The 12,678-nt window shown below is 34.2% G+C and carries 10 protein-coding genes; 3 read left to right on the top strand and 7 right to left on the bottom strand.

All coding sequences use genetic code 11. From position 1 onward, the window contains the following. Window positions 1-21 precede the first annotated feature (21 nt). Window positions 22-2,541 carry a M14 metallopeptidase family protein gene (locus tag A3EM_RS0134175; RefSeq protein WP_020532759.1) on the bottom strand — a complete coding sequence of 840 codons (2,520 nt, stop codon included), beginning with the start codon at window positions 2,539-2,541 and terminating at the stop codon, window positions 22-24. Between the two features lie 526 nt (window positions 2,542-3,067). Between A3EM_RS0134175 and A3EM_RS0134185 the strand changes: the two genes are divergently transcribed. Further along, window positions 3,068-4,693, top strand: coding sequence for a hypothetical protein (locus A3EM_RS0134185; protein ID WP_020532761.1), 1,626 nt, complete (start codon window positions 3,068-3,070; stop codon window positions 4,691-4,693). Continuing rightward, window positions 4,680-5,498, top strand: coding sequence for an alpha/beta hydrolase (locus tag A3EM_RS0134190; protein ID WP_020532762.1), 819 nt, complete (start codon window positions 4,680-4,682; stop codon window positions 5,496-5,498). Before A3EM_RS0134185 ends, A3EM_RS0134190 begins: the two co-directional genes overlap by 14 nt. Window positions 5,499-5,563: 65 nt before the next feature. Here A3EM_RS0134190 and A3EM_RS0134195 read toward each other — a convergent pair whose 3' ends face one another. Continuing rightward, window positions 5,564-6,523 carry a sensor histidine kinase gene (locus A3EM_RS0134195; protein WP_026210754.1) on the bottom strand — a complete coding sequence of 320 codons (960 nt, stop codon included), beginning with the start codon at window positions 6,521-6,523 and terminating at the stop codon, window positions 5,564-5,566. 536 nt (window positions 6,524-7,059) lie between these two features. Between A3EM_RS0134195 and A3EM_RS0134200 the strand changes: the two genes are divergently transcribed. Beyond that, entirely contained in the window at window positions 7,060-7,284 is a 225-nt protein-coding gene (locus tag A3EM_RS0134200; protein WP_020532764.1) for a hypothetical protein, read from the top strand. A gap of 445 nt (window positions 7,285-7,729) precedes the next feature. Here A3EM_RS0134200 and A3EM_RS44550 read toward each other — a convergent pair whose 3' ends face one another. The 5 genes from A3EM_RS44550 to A3EM_RS0134230 form a co-directional block, all read right to left on the bottom strand. Next, window positions 7,730-9,058 carry a BamA/TamA family outer membrane protein gene (locus A3EM_RS44550; RefSeq protein ID WP_169513452.1) on the bottom strand — a complete coding sequence of 443 codons (1,329 nt, stop codon included), beginning with the start codon at window positions 9,056-9,058 and terminating at the stop codon, window positions 7,730-7,732. A gap of 631 nt (window positions 9,059-9,689) precedes the next feature. Beyond that, complete coding sequence (locus tag A3EM_RS0134215) at window positions 9,690-10,352, bottom strand: M23 family metallopeptidase (RefSeq protein ID WP_020532767.1); 663 nt, start codon at window positions 10,350-10,352, stop codon at window positions 9,690-9,692. Window positions 10,353-10,390: 38 nt separating this feature from the next. Continuing rightward, window positions 10,391-10,735, bottom strand: coding sequence for a PadR family transcriptional regulator (locus A3EM_RS0134220; RefSeq protein WP_020532768.1), 345 nt, complete (start codon window positions 10,733-10,735; stop codon window positions 10,391-10,393). A 46-nt stretch (window positions 10,736-10,781) separates the two neighbouring features. Continuing rightward, complete coding sequence (locus A3EM_RS0134225) at window positions 10,782-11,435, bottom strand: DUF7255 family protein (RefSeq protein WP_020532769.1); 654 nt, start codon at window positions 11,433-11,435, stop codon at window positions 10,782-10,784. A 380-nt stretch (window positions 11,436-11,815) separates the two neighbouring features. Further along, window positions 11,816-12,580, bottom strand: a complete 765-nt coding sequence (locus A3EM_RS0134230) for a 3-keto-disaccharide hydrolase (RefSeq protein WP_020532770.1) — start codon at window positions 12,578-12,580, stop codon at window positions 11,816-11,818. Window positions 12,581-12,678: the final 98 nt, after the last annotated feature.

The following is a 12,678-nucleotide window of genomic DNA, read 5'->3' on the forward strand; positions in this document are numbered from 1 at the left end:
CTCAGTTTCAGAATAAAAATTTTACTGACCTACAAAAAATACGGCATTTCCCAATAGCAACTTACCTGAATGCCAAAATCCTCTGATGATAGGGGAATCGCTGAAGTAAATTATATTACCACTGCCATAACTTTCGGTTCCTATTGCCAGAGTGTTTTTACTTTTCTTCTTCATTTTATAGCCCACAAATCCACTCACATGACTATCATCTTTAAAAACTCCAACATTCCAGCCGCCTTCGGGTAAATATGGGTAAACTTTGGAATTTCTCTTCATTAAAAAAGTTTGGCTTGTCTCTCCAAAAGCTAAAGGATGCGTATTATCAAGAGAAACCTTAAAAATACTTCCCTCTACACTTTCTGATAAATTTTTTCTTTCCCGGTTACCATACTTTTTCAGCAGATTAATACTATTCTCCTCCTTTTCTTCTGCTTCCATATTCTTTTTAGCCGCACTCAATAGTGTTCCATTTTCTCCTGCGAATATTTCTACTGAGTTTTCAAGGGCTATTATTTTTCCTCCATTTCTCAAAAACTGGTAGAAAGTGCTGGAAAATTTGGAAAGCCTTCCGCTAGGTAAAATCAAAATATCCTGATCAAATAGACTGGATAAACTTAAATCTTTGGTATTAATAATCGATACCGGATAGTTTAATTCCTGATCAAAATAATACCATAATTCTCCAAAAGCTGTGGGGGAAACACCATCACCATTTATTAGGGCAACCCTGGGGGGATGAATCAACCCCACGCTAGAAGAACCTAAATCTTTGCCTTCACTCATGAGCCCCGTTTGAGAGGCAAATACTTTTGTTTCGGTTTGGTTGGCTACTTCCAGTACCTTATTTACAAATTGACCATTAAGATGCAAATTATCTTTTTTTGTGATGATTAAAGTTCCTCTGTCATACCATTTTCCTTCTGCCTGAAAAGGTTCTTCTGTAAATCTTGTTTTTATTCCATTATTAATCAGGGCAGCCAGAAACTTTACATCCTGAAAGTCCTTCCATTCTACAAAAAATGCATAAGTATTGGATGATGGAGTAGCGTTTTGGTTATTAAAATTGATTTCAGCAGAAGTCACATCCACCCTTTCCTTAAGCGCATAAGTTTCCAGGTTAAATACATAAGGCAATGCCCAGGCGGTAAGATCATAAGTGAGGGAGTCACTAAAATTTGATTGGGGTTCCATGAGTACTTTCACCATTCTGGATTGGGGCTGGTATGCAGAAATGATCAGATCTTCTTCTTCAATTTCCACATTTGATACTTTTCCTTCCTGATAACTAAACCCCGAAAAACTTTTTGATTTTCCTATGAGCTTTGGATAACCATAAATTATCTGTTGATTGTCCAGCATTTGAAGAAATGCTTTGATTTTATCCGAATTACCATTTTGTTTAATGAGGTAGGTTTTGTATTCGCCAATTCCCTTTTCCCTGGCTTCATTAAAATAATTTTCAAATTCAGAAATTAGTTGGTCTTTGTTATCAAAGGCTGCTTCAATAGTGGCCAGGCTTGAAGTATAATGATGATCCAGCCTGTCCTTAAGTGTAAGTGTATCTCCGGAACTGGTAATCACACCAAGTCCTGCTCTTCCTGAGCCTCCCTGTTCATAGGTAAACCCAATTGCGCCATTGTAAGTAGGCCAGGTATCACCATAGCTTGGATAGAACATATCAAATACTTCGCTTGTATAATATAACCAGCCATTTTTGTCAAAGTACTTAGAATTATATTTCCCGGAAATTTGGTGAAATTCCCTTTGCCATGGAGTAATGACATCATGAAAAGGTTCGGCTGAAGGACCAAAAAAATAAGGGGAATTAACGCCCATTTCATGTAAATCAACATGAACATGAGGCATCCATTGATGATAAACTTTTATTCTGGCTTTGGTTTCTTTTTGTGTTTGCCATGCCCAGTCTCTGTTCAGGTCAAAAAGGTAATGGTTGAACCTTCCTCCAGGCCAAGGCTCATTGTGTTCCCAGGTTTCTGGGTTTGGATTGTAATTCGAACCTCTGGTTTGTTTGTACCAGTTCACATACCTGTCTCTCCCATCAGGATTTTCACAGGGATCAATCACTACAACCACCTCAGAAAGCCACTTATCAATTTTGGGTTGGTTTCCTGCTAATAGTGTATAAATAACAGACATGGCAGCTTCGGTTCCTACCGATTCGTTTCCATGAATATTATAACTAAGCCAGACTATTGGCAGCTGTTTGCCAGAAATTTTTCCTTCCTCCAAACCTGTACTGATCCGATTATTTTTTCTGATATTTTCAAGATCCTGAATGTTTTCAGGGGATGAAATAAATACCAAATGCAATTCTCTTCCCTCATTGGTTTCTCCGTATTTCAGTAATTTTGCTTTATCTGAATGCTCAGTGGCGTGGGTTATATAGTTTACCACCTGATAGGAAAAAGTAAACTTACTTCCTGGGGAATACCCTAAAAATTCTTCAGGAGATTTCAGGTTTTGTCCCGAAAGATTAACATAAACCAGTGATAAAATTAAAAGAGCACTAAGAATTTTCATCGTTTGAGTTTAGAATGTGTTTAATTTTTAATGATTTGTGCTTTTGGATTGAAAAAGTCTCCATTAATAGTTTTCAAACACCTCTTATTAAAATAAAAATATCACTAAGATTGTATTCAAAAGGGTTTGTATCGAAAAAAGCGGCAGGTTTTGTAACTTTTTTAAGAAAAAAATATTTAGTATTTATTGGTATTGAAATTATTTGCCCCTTTTCCCAAAATTAATTGGTGACTATTTTCCAGAATTGGTCAAATTTAAATTACAATTCAGTAATTCCTATTAAAATCACTGCCAAACGAGGAGGAAAATAGTTTTAGATTTAATATTTTTTGGTTAAATTATAGGAAAGGTTTGGAAAAAATGATTTGGATTTGATTTATTTATAGAAATAAATTTGATCTGATCAAAGTCCTTTCAATCCTTGTTTCAAATTTTGATTTTTCCTTTGTGCGCATTTGCAGTGCCATAATAAAAATATAAACATCTCTAATAATCAAATTTAGAATTCAATAAGAAATACAGGTTTATGGGAAATATTTTACAAAACTATTTAATTCTTATATTTCTCCTGTTTTGGGGCAGTTTTGCTCAAGGTCAGGTATTTCAGAAGGAATACAAAGAATGGGAAATAGAGGATAAAAATGGAGAAGATTATAAGGTTATAACCGCCAAAGAAAAAGGAGTTGCGGTTATTCTGGCCAACACTTCCTTTCAGAAAAATTCTAAAAGAAGCCTTGATGTTACTTTTTTGGATACCTCACTGGAAAAGGTTTGGGAAAAATCATATTTGGTGGATAATACCCTTGATTTTATTGATTACCAATACATTAAGGAAAATATTTATATACTTTTTGAAAAGCCATCTAATAAATATCATGTGCTCAGAATAAATGTAAATGATGGAAGCAATGAGATCATCACCTATGAAGAAGTGAAGAATTTTTATGTTACTGATTTCTCTGTGTTGGATAGTGTATTATTTCTGGGTGGCATGGTAAAAGATTCACCCGCAGTAATCATGTATAATTATAAAACAGGAAATTCTGTTGTGACACCATCTATAAATCAGCTAAAGGCTTATATAGTAGGCATGCAGGTGGATGAAGAATATGGGGTGGTAAGTGTGGTGTTAAAAAGTAAAAATCGTTCTAATGACCACTCAGTTTATATTGCCACCTACGATCTTGAAGGAAAACTAATTTTTAATTTCCCCTTAGAACGGAGCCTCGATTATAATTTTCTCACCTTCAGACCAATGGTTACAGCCGAAGATGAAATGATGGTTTTGGGCACCTATGCCTTAAATTCAGATGATAAAACTCAGGGAGTGTATGCTTTAAAAACAAAAGACAGCCATCTGGAATATTTGCGGTTTTATGACTTTGGTTACTTCAAGAATTTTTTCAATTATCTGGAGGAGAAACGGTATGATAGAATGATGGCTAAAATTGTAAAAAAGCGTGAAAATGATAAAATCTATCCTTTGAGGTTTGATGTCTTTGTCCACAATTTAAAAGTGGTAAATGACCAGATAGTTTTTTCAGGTGATATCTATGAACCTATAAATGAATCTTCAAATTCATCACTTTCTTATTTCAACGGATATTATACAGGATGGCGGGACCCTTATTTCAGGCAGGTATCCACTGAAGGAAAAGGATTTGATGGAGAATTTGTCCCTGCAGCCATGATTTTAGATCCTATTCCGAAGAATCAACCCATTTCTTATGGCTTTACTCATGTAAATAGCTTTGCCTGTGGGTTCAATAAGGATGGTGTTATGCTTTGGGACAATACTTTTTCCGATGAAGATATTGAGGTGGATTATCCTATTGAAATTTCCAATGTATATGCAGATTATGATTCAGCAGTGTTTTTACAGGTGGAAGAGGATCTGATGAGATATAAAATTTCTGGTTTAAAAGAATTCACAGATAGTGTCACTGTGGATTCAATTGCTTACCTCAGGCCGGAAGAAAAATCAAGTTATTTCGATAATGGGGGAGTGATTGACTGGTATGGGCCAAATTTCCTGGCTTCTGGAATTAGAAAAATAAAGCACAAGTTCAATAATGACCTGACAAGAGAAGTATTTTTCCTGCAGAAAATAGTTTACATCCCCAGAAAAAAAACAGCCGTTGAAGGGAATTAGAGAAAAGGAAAGTAAGGTACTGGTTGGAAGCCCCTGGATACAGCACTTCCCTGCAATGGTTAATAATCTTGTTGGGATAACTCTGGTGGTGCATGGTTTAAATAACACATCATCCATTATGGATGATATAGTCCGGGAACTATCTGAAAATGGTTCTGAGGTAATTCAGCTTCAGTTAACCGGACACAGAAATAATGGCCAATCCGAAATAAATAAGGCAACAATAAAAGATTGGCTTAATGATCTGGAAGAAGCTTATTCCACCGTAAAAAATATCTCTCAAAACCATCAGAACATCCCTGTATATTTTGTTGGATTTTCCCTTGGAGCTTTATTGAACCTTGTATCCATGACTAAAAATGAAAAAATGAGATACAATAAAATTTTGTTGTTTGCTCCGGCCCTCTCACTTACTCTTTTTTCGTCCATAGTTCGGCTTTTAAAAGCATTTCCTCCGGGTTTATTATTGCCCAATATAACTCCCAGGCCGTACAAAGCAAATACCTTTACTCCAGTAAGGGCATATCAAAACCTATTAGGATTGATAAATACTTTAAACAAGCATGATTTAAAAAACCTAAATATTCCCACCAAAATAATTGTAGACCCCAAAGATGAACTGGTAAGTTTGAAAGGAATAAAAAGATTGAAAGAAAAAAATAATTTAAGTAACTGGCAAATTATTCCATTGCAACAACCTTTTTTTAAAAAAATACATCATTTAATTGTAGCTAAACAATACCTTTCTTCAGAAAATTGGGAAAAGCTAAGAGGAATTATTAGAGAAATGGTTTGGAATGGTTAATATTCTTCTTTTAGAAGGACGCAGAAAAGTAAAGTTTTTCCATGTCAGGCTACATTGAAAAAAGGTTAGACTTCCACATTTACTACAACCAGGGTTCCGGCTTTGGGTTTAGTCTCAATTTTTACACTACCATTTAGTTTCATGGCATCCAGCTCTACTATTCTCAAACCTTTCCAGTGTTTGGCCTTCTCCTTACTTTGTATGAATCCTTTGCCATCATCTTCTACTAAAATCTGAATACTTTTTTGATTCCCGGTAAGCTGAACCGAAACTGATTTTGCCTCAGAATGGAGGATGGTGTTTAGGACTAATTCTCTCACAATTCTGTAAATAATAATGGCATAGTCAGTTTCAATGGCTGTGGGAATAGCAGATTCATGGTAATGAAATCTTATTCCATTTAAGCCATCAATTTGCTCAAAATAATCCTTAAAAATGAAGGATAGATTAAATCCTATTTTCTTACTGGTAGTGATATCCTTATGGAGGCGCCAAATCTGATTAAAAGAATCGTCAAGTAAAGTTTCGATTCGGTTAAATTTTTCAATTACTGTAGGAAAACTCTGGAAATCATTTTCAGGATTTATAGAAGTGAGATTAAGCTTGGCTGAGGAAATCATTCCTCCCAAAAAATCATGTAGTTCATTACCAATTCGTTCTCTTTCTTTTTGTTGGCTTGTTATTAAATTTTGAAGGTTGGTAATTTCCTTTCCTCTTAGCTCATTTTCAAGATTACTAAGTTCCAGTTCAAAATCTTTCACCTGAAAAGAGTTTTGCAGGTTTTTTTTCAGGTTAATAAAGTTGATGATCACTCCAATCATAATCAGAGAAATCAGTCCTGTAACTCCTAAAAAAACTAAGTTAGCGTTTTGGAAGAAACTTTCATTTTTGCTTTCGGTGTTTAGCTGGTTTTGGTAAGAAATTTCCTTTTGACCGGGTAATTCAATTATAGTTCTGGAATAAGTACTTATACTTATTTGAGATAGCAGAATTGCCAAAACAACAAGGATTTTTAATTTCATCATTTGCCATTCAAAAAATTTATTTATTGGTAAAAATTTAAGTTGGATTTAATAAAACACGGTATTGACTATTATTCCGTGATATGTTCAAAGATGATTGTAAAATTTAATTTTAATATCCCTAAAAATTAGGATATTAATTAAAAGAAAATAGAATAGCTTTGGTAAGCTGATTTTTAGATTTTTTTATTGAAAAAAACTTGAATTAACTTTTTAATTTCAATATATTTAACAACACGTAAACAAAATTTCACTTCAGTATTATTCAATTACTAATTTAATAGATTGTAGTTCCGGATGAAAAGCCAATGAAGATTGGCCATAATAATGGAATTGCACAATTAAAATAATTTAAGGTATCGAAAACCCATGATTAAGAGTGCAGGGGCATTTGTAAACAACCCTTAAATAAAAATGCCCTTTACAGTAAAATAGAATACCTTTTACATAGATAATTAGCAACTTACCATCATTTTTTTTGAACCAAACTTCATGACTTTCGTTTAGAAACTATTGTACGGAGATAAATTAAATTCACTATGGAAACTATCAAAGAATACAATTATCAGCAGAAGCATTTGGGCAAATTTTTTAATTTCAATGCCTGTATCTTAAAAGATGAAAATGCGTATTATCTGAAATGCAATGAAGTGGTTGTAACCATTAAATCTCCTGAATCCGGAGAAAATCTTCTCAAACAATTATTTACTAATGTAGTGGAAATTACTTCTAACATTAGAACTAAAGAATTACTCTCAGCATAATTTTACTTTCCTTATTACTTTATTTCCTTTTGAATAAATTTACCACAAACTTATTCCTAAGGTGATTTTACAGGTCAGCATTATTTGCTGATCACAAATTTTATTTTCTAGCTCTTGATACTCCCAACAAATATTTTAATTGGGGAAGGTCAAAGTACATCTGACTTTCAAAAACACATTGTGGTTGATCGTGTATCCTGAGTTTCTCATGAGAACTTAAGCTTTGGCCATCATGTAATTGTGGAAGTGATGTAAGATTATTTAAGCTCAGGAAAGTAGGTAAAGTTGAATAAATAAAACTCTCCTTTATAAACTTCTATATTGGCTCAAGACTTCACGTTTTTTTAGGTGCATTGCAGTGCTTCACAACGAAAAAAAATGGATGGCTAGCCGAAGCTATCGGTAAAAAGAGCAAGTAGAAAATGAAAATTATTTTTTTCTTTACTTAGAAAGAGGCCGAAAAATAGAAGAAAAAATTCTTTTCCATCTTTGAATTCAGGGAGTATTCTACTCTGAATACGGAATCATAGAAGGAAACAAGGTCTAAGCCAACGCCTGTTCCCCATATAGGCTTGTTTGTAAGTGCTTCATTTTCAATTTCCACAAGGGAATTTTTTGCATACCCGGTATCAAAAAATAATTTAGGATAAATTGAATAAGGAATTACACTAAATTGCTTTAAAGGCATTATTTTCTTGATGGACTGTCTGCCTGAAAGTGCTTTCCATCGTAAGGTATTTTTTAAGAGCCCGAACGCCTGCCCTTCAATCACATAAAGGTCAAAGCCTCTTACAAAGGTCTGTCCATAGCCCAGGCCTTGCATTTGGTTATAAGGCTGGACTTTTGGCAAAGACATCTTTCCTGTTGCACCAGTGGCATAATAAAAATTCTTTCCCAGATCGAAGAAATGGGAGTAGGTGCCGTGTACTTGCAGGAGATTAAGGTCATCAAAAATTCCCAACCCCTTCTTTGTGATTTGAAAAGCGGTATAAAAACCTTTTGTCGGGTATCCGGACATATTTCTAAGGTCACGGGTGAAGGTATATGAAAGCTCAAAAAACTTTTGTTGTGTTCTTCCATCCAGGAAATAATCCGGATTTAATTCCGCAATGGAATCGGTAATGATCTGGTGGGAATATTTTAAAATTAAATTATGAGTATTATAAAAGTGGCTTCTTCTGCCTACACCAATTTCACCACCGTATCTCCTTATTAGCACTTCATCTGCTGAAGCATAAGTTAGTTTGTTACCTGTGGATTTATAAGCAACATCTCTGTTTTGAGATATGCCGGTGGCAAATGACATTCCCGTAGTTTGTTTTTTATTGATGAAAGGTATGTCATATTTGAAATAGAGGTTTTTGGTAAATCCAAACAACAAATCAACCCTTAGGTTTTCTTTTCTGCCACGGAAGTTTCTGGTTTTAAATTTAATTCCGTACTCCAATCGGCTTAGATCTGCATTTCTGTCTTTCCACCATTCATTAAAGTTTCTGTCTGCAAAGTCGATTAAAGGAACAGCATAGATATACCACCTTTCAATTACCTCAATTACAATTTTCACTTTATCTTTATCTACCGGGTAGCCTTTCAGGTCTACTGTGACAAAAAGGTCAGTGTTAAATACCTTATTTTTTTCCTGCTCCAGATAATTTTCCAGATTATTAGTGGATATTTTGCTTCCCATTCTGAAATCAAGTTCCCTTAGAATTATTCTATCTTTAGTAACTTTATTTCCTACCAGAATTATTTCATCAATTTCTACACTATCCACTTCAAAATAATAATTGGAGAGGGTATCACTAGGGATATTAATTGAGGCTGAAATTTGGAAAGATGTGGCAATAACCGTCTGGCTAATTAAAAAAATTAGAAGTGTTAATTGAATGGTTTTGATATGAAAAAAACTGAAAGGCCGCAACTTTCCTAAAAACTAAATGAATTAACCAAAAATGTTGAAAAAAATACAAAAAATGGGCATTTTACAAGTTTTTAACAAAGCCTTAATAACTGAAAAATACCTGATTAATATTGAAAAAAAAATATTCCTGATTTCCTTAGATTTAAACAATACCAGCGGGAAAAAATTGCTTTGGTTTTGGCAATTGACCAATCCAAAAACCTTGAAATATATTTAAAGATTAACTGAATAAAGGAAAAGTTGGTTTTTTTTTGAGAAAATCTTTTTTAAAATAATTTAATGGAGGGAATTTATTCAAAAATCAACTTAGTGAAGTTGTATAAAGTTAATCTTTTCGGCTAAGTATGACTGATTTTGTTCCAAGCGTCCTGGCAATAGCCCCCAACCCTTTTTCCTTCAATGATCTCTGTTATTTTTGGCAAAATTATATAGTTTGAATCAAATCTCACTCATTCTTGCTTGGAAATCCCTTATTTGGGCAACTTCACTCATAGGAAGGAGAACCTGGCTTAGTTTCGAATAAAAAATTTATTTTTTCTATAGAATGAGTACCTGAACACTTTCCTGCTTTTCCCATCACTTCCCCTTTTTGAATTTCACTACCAATTGTCACAAATAAATCGGTCATTAAATCGTAAACCAGTTTTTTATTGTTGGAAGTTTCTAATTCTATTGTATATAACCCATCTTTCCTCCTATATATATGACTGACCTCTCCGGCCTCAGTGGCAAAAACCGGGGAGTTTGGGAGAACATGAAAGTAAATTAAATTTTCAATGGAATAATGAGTATAGATCCTGTCTTTTGAAACCGGAGAGATTTCAGCTTTTCCTTTGGCATTTACAGCCAAAACGAGAAATACCAGACAGGCAGCCACCATTGAGCCAAATGTTTTGGTTTTCTTCTGTATTGCAATTTTTTCCTTTGCAGATTTACTTTCCCGATGTGTATGAATTAGTCCGTTTGGGCCAAACTTCTGTATTGTTTTATGGTAAGCCTCACTAAAATTTAAACCTGCATCCATTTCCACTTCAACTCCACAGCAAAGATGATCCAGCAATTCATCGGTTATTTTAGACTGTGGTAAACCTTTTTCTTTTATATCCTTCAGAATAAAGTTTACTTGATTTTCATTTAACTCCACCATGATACTATGTTCATTTGGCTAAAAAAAGATGTGATAATTTACTTGCTGTCAGAAGTTTTAAAACCACCTAGAACTACCTGCATTGTGGCCACAAAATCGGAAAACTCTTTTATTTTGCTTGAAGATTTTTCCGAACCCAGTTCTGTGAGTGTATAATATTTTCTCACCCTTTTACCGATATTCATGGTTTCAGTAGTGAGAAATCCTTCTGCTTCAAGTTTATGTAGGGTAGGGTATAAGGCACCTTCCGTCAATTGAATTTTTCCTTCGGATAATTCCTTAACTTTCTGTGTAATTTCATATCCATACATTTTCCCATTTTCCGACAAAAGGTTAAGGATAATCGTCCTTAAGGTCCCTTTAAGCAATTCTTTTGAATACATAAATCAAATATACATTAATTACCTAGGTAATGCAATTCCGGAAATTTTATTGAGCTTCCAGAATTTTAATTTTTCTTTCGATATGTTGGAATAAGGCTTTTCTGGTATCTTCTGTAGGCATAGTTAGTATCTGATTTACCTTCACAAGCTGCCGATTAATCATAATTTCTTCCCAAATGGCTATTCGAATAAATCTAATTGGTAAAATCCTGGCAGAAACATCTTTAAGAAAATCCTGAAAGGCTCTTAATTTCCATTTGGGTGAACCATTTCCACCAAGATCGCCTCTTTCTTCTGCTTTTCCAAAGTGTTTTTCCGCAAATGAATCTGTCCAATTACTCCCCGAAAGACCGGATTTTAAACATTCCTTATCGAACTTCCTGCAAAATGTTCGATAATTATTGACGGAAACACTTTTATAGTCGTCATAAACCTGAGATCTCAGTGAGGTTCTTCTGTATTTATTAAAATGAAGTTGTTCATCCAGCTCCACTGCTAATCCCTCAAATTCTAGTTGCCATTGAGGAGGCTGAATTTCCTGCATGTCACCAGTTCCTCCTAATTCTTCATAAACATATTTTATCATAGCCAAATACGGAGATTTCTTGAGCTGTTTCCAGCTTACTTTTGGCAATGGATCAATAGGAAATTTATAATGTTCTAGTAGAATTTCCCTCAGGTTTTCAGCTTTAAATGACATTTTATAAAATTTTGATTTTCAAACACTTAGTATTTAATCAAGAAAAACTTAGATTTTCTTTATAGAAAAAAAATGTTCCAAATTGGAATTTAACTTTTTTAAGTTTAAATTGGATTCAAATTATACCAAATACGATATTTCACGTCACTTTAAGCGACTATTCCACATACTTACAAACTTTTCAATTCAACTTTACGACTTTACTAATATCAGGAATATTTTCTGGATATTGGAATGAGTTTAAGACTTTGCTAACTACCAAATAAGAAAATCCACTATTAACTAATCTTATTTTGGTGTTTTTGAACTTCAAGCAAAAAAAGGAATTACAAAATGATGTAATTCCTTTTTTATTTGCTCATTTTCAATGAGTTATAGGCTTATAATTCTCTCACCCAAATATTTCTGTAGCTCACCGCATCTCCGTGGTCCTGAAGATGTAAAGGTTGTTTTAAGTCATGAGCTGAATATTTTGCGGGGCCTATAAAAGCCACTCTTCCCTGGATTTCCACATTATTCTGCACTAACACACCATTGTGAATTACCGTAACTCTTGCCGGAGACCTTAAATCTCCATTTTCATCAAATCTGGGGGCCGTATAAACAATGTCATAAACCTGCCATTCTCCAGGCTTCCTACAAGCATTTACAAGTGGATAATATTGTTTATATACACTTGCTGCCTGTCCGTTAGAATAAGTTCTGTTATCATATGAATCTAAAACCTGAACTTCGTACTTACCTTGTAACATAATACCACTATTTCCTCTTCTTTGTCCACCTCCTTTCACTTCTGCAGGTGATCTCCACTCCAGGTGTAACTGCATATCTCCAAAGGCTTTTTTAGTAGAAATACTTGTAGGTGATTGTCTGTGTTTATCAGATTCCTGAATGGTGACAACCCCATCTTTTACTTCCCATTTAGTATGGTCTCCAATTTCCCATTCCGACATGTCTTTGCCATCAAATAACACAATCGCATCAGAAGGAGGAGAATAAACATCTTTACCCGGATCTACTTTTGGAACTTCCGGTTCCCAAACTTCGGTAGCTTTAGGATCGATCTGTGCCCTTGGTTGCTGTGCTAAGGCGTTAAAACCGATTAAAAAAAACAGAGCTAAAAAAGGTATTTGATTTCTTTTCATTTTCTTATTGGGGTGATATCGTTTGTTAGAAAAAACTGAAACTTTAAAAATGCATTAGAAACAGGTATTTTGCCAAAACAAATAATTATAATCAGAAA

Origin of the sequence: Flexithrix dorotheae DSM 6795 (assembly GCF_000379765.1) — a bacterium.
In the GTDB taxonomy this organism is placed as follows: domain Bacteria; phylum Bacteroidota; class Bacteroidia; order Cytophagales; family Flammeovirgaceae; genus Flexithrix; species Flexithrix dorotheae.